We start from the raw sequence: 13,623 nt of genomic DNA, 5'->3' as shown, positions 1-13,623 counted from the left end.
ATGTAGTCAGGCCGCCCGGACTTCTTCTAGAAGTTCCGGGTGGCGGTCAAGGAGTTTCAGCAGCTTGACGAGCGCCAGCGGGGGCAGCATCCGGCCGGTCTCGTAGCGCAAGCCGCGAACTGTGCCAAACCGCAAGAATCCAATCGGTACAAACCCCTGCGACCGGCCCCCATCCCCGCTACAATGCAGGTTCGCCCCTGCGCCCGGCAGGAGATACTTCGCATTCACGCGCGCATTCACGCGTATTTCCCCCGCATTTCATAGAGCGAGTCCGCCATGGTTTTCAAAGTGTTCGTCGATGGTCAGGAAGGCACGACCGGTCTCCGGCTGCTTGACTATCTTTCCGGTCGTTCCGACGTGGAACTGCTGCGCATTGCCGATGACAAGCGCAAGGACCCGGCCGAGCGAGCACGCTTCCTGAACACCGCCGACGTCGCCTTCCTGTGCCTGCCCGACGTGGCCTCGCGCGAGGCGGTGTCGCTGGTGACCAACCCGAATACCTGCGTGATCGACGCCAGCACGGCGTTCCGTACCGCCGACAACTGGGCCTATGGCCTGCCGGAACTGGTGCGCGGCCAGCGCGAGAAGATCCGTGCCAGCAAGCGCATCGCCGTGCCGGGCTGCCACGCCAGCGCCTTCGTGCTGGCGGTGCGGCCGCTGGTCGATGCCGGCGTGCTGCCGCGCGACTACCCGGTGACGGCGTTCTCGCTGACCGGCTACAGCGGCGGCGGCAAGAAGATGATTGCCGACTTTGAAGCCGGCGGTAACCCGAAGCTGCACAGCCCGCGCCCGTACGCGCTGGCGCTGCAGCACAAACACCTGCCCGAGATGCGCGTGCAGGGCGGCCTGTCGTCGGACCCGATCTTCAACCCGATCGTCGGCAACTTCCTGAAGGGCCTGGCGGTGACGGTGCCGGTGTTCGGCGAGCGCCTGGCGCGCAAGGTGAGCCCGGAGCAGATCGTCGACATCTACCGCAAGCACTATGAAGGCGAGCAGTTCGTGCGCGTGATGCCGTACAACAGCGAGGACAACCTCGACGACGGTTTCTTCGACGTGCAGGCCAACAACGACACCAACCGTGTCGACCTGTTCGTGTTCGGCACCCCCGAGCGCCTGAACCTGGTCGCGCGCCTGGACAACCTGGGCAAGGGTGCGGCCGGCGCGGCGGTGCAATGCATGAACGTGCATGTCGGTGCCGACGAGGCCACGGGGCTGCAGGCCTGATACGGCTGCTTCCTGGACACAACAAAAAAGCCGGCACTGCCGGCTTTTTTTACTGGCCGGAAACCGGCGCGGCCTACACGCGCTGCAGCGCCCGCAACGCATCCACCAGCCCGGCCCCCTGGAATGCGCGCTCGCGCCCAAGATCCGTGGCCGCGTCGCACAGGATGGCCTTGACGGTCTCGGGCTGGCCCATCAGCTCATTGTTGCGCGACAGCAGCAGCGCGGCCACGCCGGACACATGCGGCGCGGCCATGCTGGTGCCATCCATCGACGCCAGCGTGCCGCCGGGCACGGTGGAGGTAATCTTCTCCCCGGGTGCCACGAGGTCGGGCTTGATGCGGCCATCGCCGGTGGGACCGTGGCTGGAGAAATAAGAGATGCCGTACCGGTAGGGATCGGTACGATGGGTCGCTCCCACCGTGATCACGGTGCGCGCATTGCCAGGATCGGTAATGGTCTGGCCGCGAAAGCCCGCGCCCATGTGCGCGGCCGCATATTGCTCGTCATAGCCATAGTTGCCGGCCGCCGCCACCACGATCACGCCGTTGGCCACCAGCCGGTCGCATTCGACGCACACCGGCGTGCTGCCGCAGGCGTAGGTGCGCACGTCATGGCGCAGCGCCACGCTGAGGTTGACGCCGTGCACATATTGCCGGTCGCGGCTCTGGTTGAGCCAGCGCACATATTGCAGCGCGCCCAGGATGCCGAACTCATCGCCCCTGCCCTGCGCATCGAAAATGCGCAGGTCGAGCAGCTCGATACGCGGGCAGATGCCGCTGACATCGCCGCTTTCGGCAAGCTCGGGCGGCAGCGGCATGGGCTCCGGCCGCGCCAGGTAGGCCGAAGACGGCCAGCCGGCGCCGATGATGCCGGCCACGTGCGTGCCGTGGCTGCCGCCCGGCGGCACGTATTGCGCCAGGTCTTCCTGGCTGATTTCCAGCAAAGGCTCGATCACGGACCAGTCGATGATGCGGCCGTTGGCGAGGTCGTCGGCGATCGCCGCAATGCGCTCCCTGAGCTCGGCCTCGCCGGGGCCGCGCTTGCCCTTGGGCATGGGCGGCAGGCGGCCGCTGGTGATCGCCGACAGGCGGGTGAAATCCAGCGTCCTGACCACGCGCGACAGACGCGGTGCGATCAGGCCGTCGCTGACCGGCAGCGCTCCCTCCAGCCTGGCGGGATCGAAGAACGCCGGATGGCGCGCATCGATGCCGGAGTCGATCACCGCCCAGCGCACGCCCTGCCCGCCGGTATCGAACACGCGGATCGCCGCATCCGCCTTCACGGTCTTGCGCGACGAAAACACCGCGTGCTCTGCCGGCCGGTTGACCGAGATGCGCCACAGCGGCGCCACTGCGGCCACCTTCGCCGCATCCGCGGCATCGGCATCCGGCGGCGCCGCATGGTCGTCCTGCAGGCAGGCCCATAGCGTTTCAAGCACCTGCCGGCTCGCCTGCCCGATGCGCCGGGTCAGGCCGCCGGGCGGGAAGCTGTCGTCGTCCAGTCCCAGCAAGGTCAGGGCAACATACTGCGCGGCGACATTGACCAGCCGTCCCAGCGCCTGGCCGGCCGGCGCCGGGATGCCGCCGAAGCGCGTCCGGGAAGCGGTGTAGCCGATGTCCTTGAACCTCGCAATGGCTGTCTCGCTGGACACATGGGCCAGCACCGACTCGCCCAGCCAGCGCACGAAGGCGTCGCCGGTGAGGCTGCGCTCGAGCGCGTGGCGCGCGGCGGTTGACCAGCTGGCGCTGGCCATCGGCAGCCGTACCTCCCGGTGCCACCATGCCGTCAGCGGCAGCAGCCTGAGCATGTCGAAGAAATCGATCTGCGCGAGCAGGTGCGATTCATTTGCCGCCAGGAAGCGCTGGCCTGCCGCCGCCGGCTCGGCCAGCGCCGGCAGGCGGCGCAGCACCGCGGTGCGCAGGGCGGCAATGCCCGCGGCGTGGTGCGGGGTCAGCAACAGCCCGCGCGGCACCTCGAACGATTCTCCCGACGCATACAGCAGCCAGACTTCGGAGCTGACCGGCAGGTCGCTGGTGAAGCGGTCGGGCTCGGCCTCGCTGCCCGCGAAGATCAGCATATAGGCGGCCCGTTGCTCCGACGGGCTCATGCGGTTCAGGCTCATGCGGGTTCCCCTGCGGTTGTCGCATTGTCCTTCGATCCGGTGGCCGCCCTGGTTGCCGGCGCCAGGCGCCGCAAGCAGCGGCTAGCGCTTCAGCGGCTTGCTTCTGTCGTCGTCGCCCGCGTCGACCGGCGCATCGCCCAGTCCCGCCATATTGGCGCGGTACGGTGGCAGCCTGTCGACCGGGGTGTTGATCGCGCGTGCGTAGAGTGGCAGCACCTCGGGCATGTGCTTTTCCAGGTCGGCAATGCGGCTGCGCCCGGACGGGTGCGTCGACAAAAAATCAGTGCCCGACTGCGACACTTTGCCCATCTTCTGCCACAGCGACACCGCGGCGCGCGGATCGAAGCCGGCGCGCGCGGCGATATCCATGCCGATCAGGTCGGCCTCGGTCTCGTCGGCTCGCGAGAAGCGCAGTGTCAGCAGGTGCGCCCCGGTGCCGAGCGCCATGTTGCCCAGGTTGCCGAAGCCGAACAGCTGCGAAATGACGTTGGCGCCGAGGTTGGTGATCTCGGACTTGGCGGCGCGCTCGCGCGCATGCTCCTGCAGCGCGTGCGCGATCTCGTGCCCCATCACCATCGCGACCTCGTCGTCGGTCAGCTTGAGCTGGTCAAGCAGGCCGGTGTAGACGGCGATCTTGCCACCCGGCATGCAGAACGCGTTGACCTGCTTCGAGCCGATCAGGTTGATCTCCCACGGCCAGTTGCGCGCGCGCTCGTTCCAGCGCACGGTCTGCGGCAGAAGCCGCTTGCCGATCGCGCGCAGGCGCCTGAGCTGCGGGTTGTCGTCGCCGGCCAGCGCGCGCTTGGCGATGGCTTCCTGCTTGAGCTGCTCGTACTCCTGCGCGGCCTGCTGCTCGATCGCCTCGGCGGGCACGATATTGCGCACCGCCGAGCCGCCGCGCTGGATGCTGATGCCTCCGGATTCGGTTTCCTGCGCCTGGGCGGGCATGCCGGACCAGGCCAGCAACGCCGCCGCCAGCGCGAGCGCGCGGACGAGCCGGACACGAATCGGACGCTGGACACATTGCTGGGGGCGGAGCATTTGCGGTTCCTCGGGCGCAGTGGAGGGATCGTGGCGGCGGACCGGTGCGATCCCTGGCAACGCTGCCGCAGCACAAGTGGCGGGGCGGCGAACAGGTGATGCAATAATACACGGCGCCCGCGCAGCCGCGCGGCGCTCCACCCCCCGCGCATCCATGACTTTCCAGGCCTATCTCGATATCTTCCGCAACCGCCGCATCGGCGCCATGCTGACCCTGGGCTTTGCCTCCGGGCTGCCGCTGGCGCTCACCTCCGGCACGCTGCAGGCCTGGATGACGGTCGAGGGCCTGGATATCAAGACCATCGGCTTCTTCTCGCTGGTGGGCCAGGCCTATATCTTCAAGTTCCTGTGGGCACCGCTGATGGACCGCTACACGCCGCCGCTGCTGGGCCGGCGCCGCGGCTGGCTGCTGCTGACGCAGCTGGGGCTGGTGGCGGGCATCGCCGCAATGGCGTTCTGCCCGCCGCGCGAGGCGCTGTGGACGCTGGCGGCGCTGGCTACGCTGGTGGCCTTCCTGTCGGCCTCGCAGGACATTGTCTTCGATGCCTACAGCACCGACGTGCTGCGTCCGGCCGAGCGCGGGGCCGGCGCGGCGGTGAAGGTGCTGGGCTACCGGCTGGCGATGCTGGTCTCGGGCGGCCTGGCGCTGTGGCTGGCCGACCGCGTGCTCGGCTGGCAGCAGACCTACCTGCTGATGGCGGCGCTGATGGCCGTGGGCATCCTGACCCTGCTGTGGGCGCCCGAGCCCGACGTGCCCGCGCGCGCGCCGCGCTCGCTGGAAGAGGCGGTGCTCGGCCCGCTGCGCGATTTCTTCGCGCGGCCCGGCGCATGGTGGCTGCTGCTGCTGATCGTGCTGTACAAGCTGGGCGACGCCTTTGCCGGCAGCCTGTCGACCACCTTCCTGATCCGCGGCGTGGGTTTCTCGGCCGGCGAGGTTGGCATCGTCAACAAGACACTGGGACTGGCCGCCACCATCATCGGCGCGCTGTTCGGCGGCACGCTGATGGTGCGGCTGGGGCTGTACCGTTCGCTGATGGTGTTCGGTGTGCTGCAGGCGGTATCGAACCTGGGCTACTGGATACTCGCCGTGACGCCGCCGCACCTGTGGACCATGGGCGCGACCATCGCGGTGGAAAACCTGTGCGGCGGCATGGGCACCGCGGCCTTCGTGGCGCTGCTGATGACGCTGTGCAACCGCTCGTTCTCGGCCACGCAGTATGCGCTGCTGTCGGCGCTGGCGTCGGTGGGCCGGGTCTATGTCGGGCCGACCTCCGGCTACATGGTCGAGGCCTGGGGCTGGGCGCCGTTCTACCTCGGCACCGTGGCGGTGGCGCTGCCCGGCGTGATGCTGCTCTGGGCAATGCGCAACACCGTGCACCGCTACGAAACCCAGGCGCGCGAAGCGATCGCCTGAGCCCCTCCCTGCTTGTTCCTTGCTTATTCCTTGTAGTAGACGATCTGGTGCGAGCTGGCCAGCAGCTGGCCAGCCGGGCTCCATAGCTGCGCGCGCTGGTCGAAGTACCCCTGCTGGAAGACCTGCGCCTGCGCGCTGGCCAGCACGTGGCGGTCGCCCAGCGCCGCCAGCGTGGGCGCATCGGCGTGGAAATACGTGGTCATCGACACCGTGCCGGCCGGCACGAAGCCCGCGCGCTTGAGGAAGATGCGCGGGTAGAAGCTGTCCGCCCATGACGCCACCGCGGCGAAGTCCGGCGTGCGCGCCGGCGCGTCGCGCAGCCAGAACTGGGTCAGGCTGTCGGGGTGCTCGGTGCCGGCCTCGGCGGTCGGCTTGGCGCCGCGCACCGGGCGCATGTCATAGGACTTGAGCCAGCGCACCGGCGCAAAGCCGCCCATCGCCGGCAGCGTGTCGGCGTCCGGCACCTCGGGCATCACCGCCTCGCCGCAGGCCCAGGTCTCGCGGCGCACCGCGAACACGGCGGTGGCGGTGGTGGCCACGGCATCGCCCTGGCGCAGCGTCAGGTTCCAGTGCTGGGTCGAGCGGTTGGTCCGCACCGGCAGCGCCTCGATCTCGAACGGGCCTTCGGCGATCGGGCCGGCAAAGTTGACCGACAGCGCGATCGGGTCGCCCAGCCGTTGCGGATGCAGCAGCGCCGCCTGCAGCAGCGTGGCGGCGGTGATGCCGCCAAACGGGCCGATCATGTTCCAGTAGGCCGGCGTGGTGCGGCCCAGGAAACGATTTTCGCCGGCGGCCTCCAGGGCGATGGCGTCGTCGAACGCATGCAGCGCGATGGGGGCGGAGGCGGACAGGGCGGCAGCGGTAGCAGTCATGGCAAGGGCGCAAATAGAACGATCGTTCGATAGCTGCCTACACTAACCGTAGTCAGGAGTTCGGTCAACCGTCCCCGCATGCAAGCGCTCCAGAAGGCGCATCAGCCTTGTGCCCGGCGCCGCCACACCACGCTCCAGCCGAGCTGGTTGGCGATCACACCCAGCAGCACCAGCAGCATGCCCGCGACCTGTAGCGGCCCGAGCACGACGCCGAACACCATCACGTCGATGACGATCGCCACCAGCGGATAGACGAACGACAGCGTGGCGATCGACACCACGCTCAGCCGCTGGAAGGCGCCGTACAGCAGGGTGTACATGACGCCGGTATGGATCAGCCCCAGCGCCAGCAGCGCGGCCCAGGTGCCGGTCTGATAGCTGCCGGCCGCGGGATGCGCCAGCGGTGCCAGCATCACCACGCCCAGCACCATCTGCAGGCCCGCAATCTGCCCGGGCGGAATCGCCTGCAGCCGGCGCGTGGCCATGGTCGTGACCGCATACAGCAGTGCCGCCAGCAGCGCCAGGCCGATCCCGGCCAGCGTCGCGGCGCCGGTGCCGCCGTGCTCCAGCCCGGTGATCAGCATCACGCCGGCAAAGGCCAGCACCAGCCACGGCAGCCTGGCGAACGGGAACGGCTCGCGCTGCATCGCCGAGGTCAGCAACAGCAGGAAGAACGGCTGGGTGTGGTAGACCACGGTCGCAATCGCAATGCCGCTGCAAGCATAGGCCGAGAATAGGGCCAGCCAGTTGAGCACCAGCGTGACGCCGCCCAGCGCCAGCCACCCCAGCTGCGCGCGGCTCATGCGCACCCAGCCGCGCTGCAGCGTCAGTGTGCCCAGCAGCGCGGCGCCGCCGAAGATGCAGCGGAAGAACACCACGTCCAGCGGCGGCTGCCCGCTGGTGACGACGAACCAGCCGATGGTGCCTGACAGCACCATGGCCGCGACCATGCGCCAGGCACCGCCTGGCATGGATTGAGGAGAAGGCATGGGGCACTCCGGGCATGCAATGGCGGCATTGTTGCAGCATGCCATCCACTCAACAATCCCGCTGAAGCTCAATTAGTATTTGAGTTGCGATCAAGGATTGGAGACTGGGCATGTCGGATACACCACTCAATGCGATGGCCGTCTTCGCCCGCGTGGTCGAATGCGGCAGCTTCTCCGCTGCGGCGCAGGATCTCGGCATGACGCCTTCGGGCGTCAGCCGGCACGTGTCGCGGCTGGAAGCGACGCTCGGCGCCAGCCTGCTGCAGCGGACCACGCGCGCCTTCGCGCTGACCGAGCTGGGCCAGTCGGTCTACGCCGCCTGCGCACGCATGACCGCCGCCGCGCGCGAGGTCACCGCGCTGGCCGGCGAGCACGGCGGCACGCCCCATGGCGTGCTGCGCGTCAGCGCGCCGGTCGCGTTCGGGCAGGCCTGGCTGGCGCCGCGCCTGCCGGCGCTGCTGCAGAAATACCCCGCGCTGGACCTGCAGCTGACCCTGGCCGACCGCATGGTCGACCTGGTCGAGGAGGGCCTCGACGTGGCGGTGCGCATCGCGCGCGAACTGGCGCCGGGCCTGGCGGCGCGGCCGCTGCGCGAAGTGCGCTACCGGCTGGTGGCCTCGCCGCGCTACCTGGCGGGGCACGGCACGCCCGCCGCGCCGGCCGAGTTGCCGGCGGCGCGCTGCCTGTACCTGGGCTACGGCAATTTCGGCGAGCGCTGGACGCTGCGCCACCAGGCCGGCGGCGAGGCCGTGGTGGTGCGCATCCCGCCGCGGCTGACGCTGAACAACAGCCTGGCGATCATGACGATGGTGGAAGGCGACGCCGGCATCGGGCTGGTGCCGGATTTCTCGCTGGGCAGCGCGCTGGACGAGGGCCGCGTCGTCGCCGTGCTGCCGGACTGGGACATCCTCGAGCCCTACATCGGCACGGCCTACGCGGTGTACACCCCGACGCGGCACGTGCCGCCCAAGGTGCGCGCCTTTGTCGACCACCTCGCCGCCACCGCGACCGGCCTGCCGGCCTGATCAGTCCTTGCCCAGCGCCCGCCGCAACTATCAGGGACAGTGCGGGAGGGCCAAGCCTGTCAGGCCGCGCAGACCCGGTACACCGCCAGGCTGCCGCGCCAGTTGACGCCCCAGTTAACGGTAATGCCCTCGTGCATCACCACGCGGTCGATGACGCGCAAGCCGACCGTGGGCGCCAGCTCCTCGAAATCGCTGATGGTCAGCACGCGCACGTTGGGCGTGTTGTACCACTGGTAAGGCAGCGATTCCGACACCGGCATGCGCCCGCGGAACACCGACAGCCGGTGCGGCCAGTAGCCGAAGTTCGGGAACGACACGATGCACTCGCGCCCCACCCGCAACGTGTCGCGCAGCACCTGTGCGGTGTTGTGGATGGTCTGCAGCGTCTGCGACAGGATCACCGTGTCGAAGCTCTTGTCCTCGAACAGTGCCAGCCCGCCTTCCAGGTTCTGCTGGATGACATGCACGCCCTTCTGCGCGCACGCCAGCACGCCTTCATCGCGGATCTCGATGCCGTACGCCTGCACGTCGAGCTCGTCCTGCAGCACGCGCAGCAGGCTGCCGTCGCCGCAGCCCAGGTCGAGCACGGTGGAGTTGGGTTCGATCCAGCGCGCGATCGCGCGGAAGTCGGGGCGCAGCGCCAGGATATTGGGATTGGCCAGGGCGTTCATGCGCCGATCTCCTCTGCGATGCGGTCGTAGTAGGCGCGCATCAGGTTGTGGTAGCGCGGGTCGTCGAGCAGGAAGGCATCGTGGCCGTGCGGCGCGTCGATCTCGGCGTACGAGACCGGGCGCTTGTTGTCCAGCAGCGCCTTGACCAGCTCGCGGCTGCGGCTGGGCGCGAAGCGCCAGTCGGTGCTGAAGCTGGCCACCAGGAAGCTCGCCTGCGTCTGCGCGATGGCGCGGGTCAGGTCGCCGCCATAGGCCAGCGCCGGGTCGAAGTAGTCCAGCGCGCGCGTGATCAGCAGGTAGGTGTTGGCGTCGAAGTACTCGGCGAACTTGTCGCCCTGGTAGCGCAGGTAGCTTTCCACCTGGAACTCGACATCGAACGAGAAGCGGATGTCTTCCGCCTTCAGCTCGCGGCCAAACTTCTCCGCCATGTCCTCGTCCGACAGGTAGGTGATATGGCCGATCATGCGCGCCACGCGCAGCCCGCGCTTGGGCTTGACGCCATGCGCGTAGTAGTTGCCGCCGTGGAAGTCCGGATCCGACAGGATGGCGCTGCGCGCCACCTCGTTGAAGGCGATGTTCTGCGCCGACAGCTTGGGCGTGGACGCGACCACGATGCAGTGGCGCAGACGGTCCGGGTACATCAGGCTCCAGGCCAGCGCCTGCATGCCGCCGAGGCTGCCGCCCATGACCGCGGCGAACTGCGTGATGCCGAACGCGTCGGCCACGCGCGCCTGCGCGTTGACCCAGTCCTCCACCGTCACCACCGGGAACGTCGCGCCATAAGGCAGGCCGGTCGCGGGATTCACGCTCATCGGCCCGGTCGAGCCGAAGCACGAGCCCAGGTTGTTGACGCCGATGACGAAGAAGCGGTTGGTGTCGAGCGGCTTGCCCGGGCCCACCATGTTGTCCCACCAGCCCAGGTCGCGCGGGTTGTCGGCGTAGACGCCGGCGACATGGTGCGAGGCATTGAGCGCGTGGCACACCAGCACCGCGTTGGAGCGCGCCGCGTTGAGCGTGCCGTAGGTCTCGACCATCAGGTCGTAGCCGGCGAGGGACGTGCCGTTGCGCAGCTTCAGCGGCTCGGCGAAGTGCATGCGCTGCGGCGTAACCACGCCGACCGAATCGGTCGACAGCGGGGCGAGTGCGCTGGGCGCAGACGGCAAGGCGACATCAGTCATGGAATCCGGGCCCGCGGCGAACGGGCATAAAAAAACCCGACCGGCATTTGCGTGTGAAGCATCGCAGCCAAGTCGGGATTCACTGGATTCCTTGCGGGATTCCGCGTGCCGGCGATCATTGTCGTGGTGACATGGGGCGCCGACCCAACCTCTTTAGCCGCATTTATAGTGGCAGCCCGGACCGGGGTCCCTTGGTCCCTTGGTCCCTTGGTCCCGTAGCTGCCGCGCGCCCGCAAGCCAGTCATCAAATCGGCGCGACCGGGCAATTATAGAGCAATCGGCCCGGCGTGTCGGTTTCAGCCCAGCAGCACCCGCAGATGCGCCTCGGCATGGTCCGACGGCGACTTGCGGAAACCGCTCTTGGCATAGCGGTGCCACTGGCCCTGCACCGTTGCCATGATCAGCGCGGCGCGCGCCGGGATGTCGGCATCCGCGGGGAATTCGGCCTGCGTCACTGCCACCTTCAGGCACTGGCGCAGCGAGGCCTCGATGCGGTCCACCACCTGGTTGATGCGTTCCTGCAGCCGCTCGTGCTCGCCCACCAGCGCCTCGCCGGTCAGCACGCGCGTCATGCCCGGGTTCTTCTCGGCAAACGACAGCAGCATGCGCACGATCGCCTGCGCCTGGCGCAGGCCGTGCTCTTCCTTGTCGGCAATCTGGTTGATCAGGCCGAAGACGGTCTGCTCGATAAAGCCGATCAGGCCCTCGTACATCTGCGCCTTGCTGGCGAAGTGGCGATACAGCGCCGCCTCGGACACGCTCAGGCGCGCGGCCAGCGCGGCGGTGGTGATCTTTTCCCCGCGCGGATGCTCGAGCATGGTCGCCAGCGTCTGCAGGATCTGGATGCGGCGCTCGCCCGGCCGCGGGCGCTTGCGCGCCGGCGCGGCAGGCGCCGCGGGCGTGTCCGCGGGTGTGTCCATCTCGTCGGCTCCGCCTGCAATGACTGCCTCCGGCTGGTCCCCGTTGCTTTGCGTCATGACCCGTTTCTCCGCATTCGTCGTTGGAGTTGATGCATCGATTGTACTTTTATGTCCACATAGGCCGGCCGGTTCGGCACGCGGGCCCGCACGCGAGGCGCGTTGCCGGACTGCGCCTGCGGTGCCTGCGGAACCTGTGATTCCGCGGCCACCAGCGTGACCGAATGCTCCTGCGCGGCGTGGCCGGCGCGGCGGTCTTCTTCCGCCTCGAGCGTCGAGCGGACCGCCGCATCGCGCCGGCTGCCATCGTCTTGCGCCGAATTGGGCGCGCCAGGCACGTCATGCGGGCGCGACGGCGCCATGGTGCGCAGGTAGCCGGTCACCCAGGCGGTGCGGATGCCGGTGCCGGCATAGCGCTTGAGGTGCGACACGGTGTCCTCCACCAGCACCGCGCGATGCGGCGCCACGCGCGCCTGCACCAGCAGGCGCCGCAGCATGCGGCGGTCCGGCTTGGGCCGCAGGTGGCCATGCACCCACATCTGCTCGATCGCCACCACGCGCTCGAAGCAATGGCCGATGCCGGCGATGTCCAGCACAGCGCGCGCATAGTCCTGCGGGGCGTTGGTGACCAGGAGCTTGCGCCCCGGCAGGCGCCGCAGGTGCGCCGCCAGCCCGCGCTGCACGCGCACCATCCCGGCCAGCGCCGGGAATTCATGCGCCGCGCGCAGGAAGTCGGCGGGATCGACGCCATGGTGGCGGATCATGCCGAGCAGCGTCGCGCCGTAGCGCTGCCAGTAGTCCACCCGCACGCGGCTGGCGGTGGCCTCGTCGCAACCGAGCACGCGCGCCACGTAGGCGGTCATCAGCCGGTTGATCGCCGGGAAGATCGCGTGCGAGGCATCGTGCAGCGTGTTGTCGAGGTCGAACAGCCAGACCGTGCGCCCCGAGTTGTCCCCGGCGGGACGGCGGCGCAGGCGAGCGCGGACACGGCGCGGAGGAGGAAGACTGGTAGGCACGCCGGGCGACTCTGGAGATGATGGGATGCCGGGGCAGCCGGTTGTGGCCCGCCCCGGCGGTGCCGCTCAGTGCGAGCGGATCATGGTGCCGAACGCCTGCTCGGTCAGGATTTCCAGCAGCAGCGAATGCTCGATGCGGCCGTCGACAATGTGCACCGAATGCACGCCGCTCTTGGCTGCGTCCAGCGCCGACGAGATCTTCGGCAGCATGCCGCCCGAGATGGTGCCGTCGGCGAACAGCTCCTCGATCTCGCGCGCGGTCAGGTCGGTCAGCAGGTTGCCCTTTTTGTCCATCACGCCCGGGATGTTGGTCATCATCACCAGCTTCTCGGCCTTCAGGATCTCGGCCATCTTGCCGGCGACCACGTCAGCGTTGATGTTGTAGGCCTGGCCGTCGTCGGAGAAGCCGATCGGCGAGATGACCGGGATGAAGGCGTCATCCTGCAGCGCCTTGACCACGGCCGGGTTGATCGCCTCGATATCGCCCACGTAGCCGATATCGATGAAGGCGCCCGGGTTCTCGCGGTCGGGCATCTGCAGGCGCTTGGCGCGGATCAGGCCGCCGTCCTTGCCGGTCAGGCCCACGGCCTGGCCGCCGTACTGGTTGATCAGCATCACGATGTCCTGCTGGACTTCGCCGCCGAGCACCCACTCGACCACTTCCATGGTCTCTTCGTCGGTGACGCGCATGCCTTGCACGAAGGTGCCGACCTTGCCGACCTTCTTCAGCGCCTCATCGATCTGCGGGCCGCCGCCGTGCACCACCACCGGGTTCATGCCGACCAGCTTCAGCAGGATCACGTCGCGCGCGAAGCCGTGCTTGAGCTTTTCTTCGGTCATGGCATTGCCGCCGTACTTCACCACGATGGTCTTGCCGTGGAACTTGCGGATATACGGCAGCGCCTCGGCGAGGATCTCGGCTTTCAGTGCGGGAGCGATGGCGGCCACCGCAGTCGCGGCAGGCCCGGGGTTGTCGGCGTTCATGGGGGACATCCGTGAGATTCAACAGGTATGATGGCTAACAGCCGCGTAGCCGGCGGAAAACGCAACAGCGCGCAACAGGGATCGCCCGAAAGTGCGCCATCCGGCTATGGCAGGCGCCGATTTTACAAGAAACCGCGCGGGGCGCGAGTCCCGCGGCCCGGGCAGGTCCG

At 68.6% G+C, this 13,623-nt stretch carries 12 protein-coding genes and 1 pseudogene; 3 read left to right on the top strand and 10 right to left on the bottom strand.

Features of this window, described 5'->3' with window-relative positions:
- Positions 1-6: 6 nt before the first annotated feature.
- Positions 7-108: pseudogene (locus E0W60_RS11700) on the bottom strand (type II toxin-antitoxin system MqsA family antitoxin); the annotation flags it as partial.
- A 168-nt stretch (positions 109-276) separates the two neighbouring features.
- Here E0W60_RS11700 and argC point away from each other — a divergent pair.
- Positions 277-1,224: an N-acetyl-gamma-glutamyl-phosphate reductase gene (gene argC / locus E0W60_RS11695; protein WP_135704224.1), complete on the top strand. Its 948-nt coding sequence runs from the start codon at positions 277-279 to the stop codon at positions 1,222-1,224.
- Positions 1,225-1,297: 73 nt separating this feature from the next.
- Here the strand turns inward: argC and E0W60_RS11690 are convergent, their stop codons facing one another.
- Both E0W60_RS11690 and E0W60_RS11685 read right to left on the bottom strand, forming a co-directional pair.
- Positions 1,298-3,346, bottom strand: coding sequence for a S8 family peptidase (locus E0W60_RS11690; RefSeq protein ID WP_135704222.1), 2,049 nt, complete (start codon positions 3,344-3,346; stop codon positions 1,298-1,300).
- An 81-nt stretch (positions 3,347-3,427) separates the two neighbouring features.
- Positions 3,428-4,387 (bottom strand): M48 family metallopeptidase, encoded by a 960-nt coding sequence (locus E0W60_RS11685; protein ID WP_133098148.1) that lies wholly within the window; start codon positions 4,385-4,387, stop codon positions 3,428-3,430.
- Between the two features lie 154 nt (positions 4,388-4,541).
- Here E0W60_RS11685 and E0W60_RS11680 point away from each other — a divergent pair, with 154 nt between their 5' ends.
- Positions 4,542-5,801, top strand: a complete 1,260-nt coding sequence (locus tag E0W60_RS11680; protein ID WP_133098147.1) for a muropeptide transporter — start codon at positions 4,542-4,544, stop codon at positions 5,799-5,801.
- 23 nt (positions 5,802-5,824) lie between these two features.
- On the opposite strand, the gene E0W60_RS11675 is transcribed toward E0W60_RS11680, so the two are convergent.
- Positions 5,825-6,673, bottom strand: coding sequence for an acyl-CoA thioesterase (locus E0W60_RS11675; RefSeq protein ID WP_135704220.1), 849 nt, complete (start codon positions 6,671-6,673; stop codon positions 5,825-5,827).
- A gap of 101 nt (positions 6,674-6,774) precedes the next feature.
- On the bottom strand, positions 6,775-7,662 hold the full coding sequence (locus E0W60_RS11670) for a DMT family transporter (RefSeq protein WP_135704219.1): 888 nt from the start codon (positions 7,660-7,662) through the stop codon (positions 6,775-6,777).
- A 110-nt stretch (positions 7,663-7,772) separates the two neighbouring features.
- On the opposite strand from E0W60_RS11670, the gene E0W60_RS11665 reads away from it, so the two are divergent.
- Entirely contained in the window at positions 7,773-8,687 is a 915-nt protein-coding gene (locus E0W60_RS11665; RefSeq protein WP_135704218.1) for a LysR family transcriptional regulator, read from the top strand.
- Between the two features lie 59 nt (positions 8,688-8,746).
- Here the strand turns inward: E0W60_RS11665 and metW are convergent, their stop codons facing one another.
- The 5 genes from metW to argB all read right to left on the bottom strand — a co-directional run bounded on the left by metW (position 8,747) and on the right by argB (position 13,453).
- Positions 8,747-9,358, bottom strand: a complete 612-nt coding sequence (gene metW / locus E0W60_RS11660) for a methionine biosynthesis protein MetW (RefSeq protein WP_063241126.1) — start codon at positions 9,356-9,358, stop codon at positions 8,747-8,749.
- A complete protein-coding gene (gene metX / locus E0W60_RS11655) occupies positions 9,355-10,536 on the bottom strand; it encodes a homoserine O-succinyltransferase MetX (protein ID WP_133098143.1) in 1,182 nt (393 codons plus the stop codon). Before metX ends, metW begins: the two co-directional genes overlap by 4 nt.
- 296 nt (positions 10,537-10,832) lie before the next feature.
- On the bottom strand, positions 10,833-11,513 hold the full coding sequence (slmA, locus tag E0W60_RS11650) for a nucleoid occlusion factor SlmA (protein WP_195428588.1): 681 nt from the start codon (positions 11,511-11,513) through the stop codon (positions 10,833-10,835).
- Positions 11,510-12,469, bottom strand: coding sequence for a pyrimidine 5'-nucleotidase (locus E0W60_RS11645; protein ID WP_135704216.1), 960 nt, complete (start codon positions 12,467-12,469; stop codon positions 11,510-11,512). Before E0W60_RS11645 ends, slmA begins: the two co-directional genes overlap by 4 nt.
- Before the next feature lie 66 nt (positions 12,470-12,535).
- Positions 12,536-13,453, bottom strand: coding sequence for an acetylglutamate kinase (argB, locus tag E0W60_RS11640; protein ID WP_084254770.1), 918 nt, complete (start codon positions 13,451-13,453; stop codon positions 12,536-12,538).
- Between the last annotated feature and the right edge of the window lie 170 nt (positions 13,454-13,623).

Origin of the sequence: Cupriavidus oxalaticus (genome assembly GCF_004768545.1) — a bacterium.
In the GTDB taxonomy this organism is placed as follows: domain Bacteria; phylum Pseudomonadota; class Gammaproteobacteria; order Burkholderiales; family Burkholderiaceae; genus Cupriavidus; species Cupriavidus oxalaticus_A.
This window is presented reverse-complemented; position numbering and strand designations above follow the sequence as displayed.

Coding starts and splice junctions, on each gene's coding strand:
- argC (WP_135704224.1), top strand. CDS start 277: ATGGTTTTCAAAGTGTTCGTCGATGGTCAGGAAGGCACGACCGGTCTC.
- E0W60_RS11690 (WP_135704222.1), bottom strand. CDS start 3,346: ATGAGCCTGAACCGCATGAGCCCGTCGGAGCAACGGGCCGCCTATATG.
- E0W60_RS11685 (WP_133098148.1), bottom strand. CDS start 4,387: ATGCTCCGCCCCCAGCAATGTGTCCAGCGTCCGATTCGTGTCCGGCTC.
- E0W60_RS11680 (WP_133098147.1), top strand. CDS start 4,542: ATGACTTTCCAGGCCTATCTCGATATCTTCCGCAACCGCCGCATCGGC.
- E0W60_RS11675 (WP_135704220.1), bottom strand. CDS start 6,673: ATGACTGCTACCGCTGCCGCCCTGTCCGCCTCCGCCCCCATCGCGCTG.
- E0W60_RS11670 (WP_135704219.1), bottom strand. CDS start 7,662: ATGCCTTCTCCTCAATCCATGCCAGGCGGTGCCTGGCGCATGGTCGCG.
- E0W60_RS11665 (WP_135704218.1), top strand. CDS start 7,773: ATGTCGGATACACCACTCAATGCGATGGCCGTCTTCGCCCGCGTGGTC.
- metW (WP_063241126.1), bottom strand. CDS start 9,358: ATGAACGCCCTGGCCAATCCCAATATCCTGGCGCTGCGCCCCGACTTC.
- metX (WP_133098143.1), bottom strand. CDS start 10,536: ATGACTGATGTCGCCTTGCCGTCTGCGCCCAGCGCACTCGCCCCGCTG.
- slmA (WP_195428588.1), bottom strand. CDS start 11,513: ATGACGCAAAGCAACGGGGACCAGCCGGAGGCAGTCATTGCAGGCGGA.
- argB (WP_084254770.1), bottom strand. CDS start 13,453: ATGAACGCCGACAACCCCGGGCCTGCCGCGACTGCGGTGGCCGCCATC.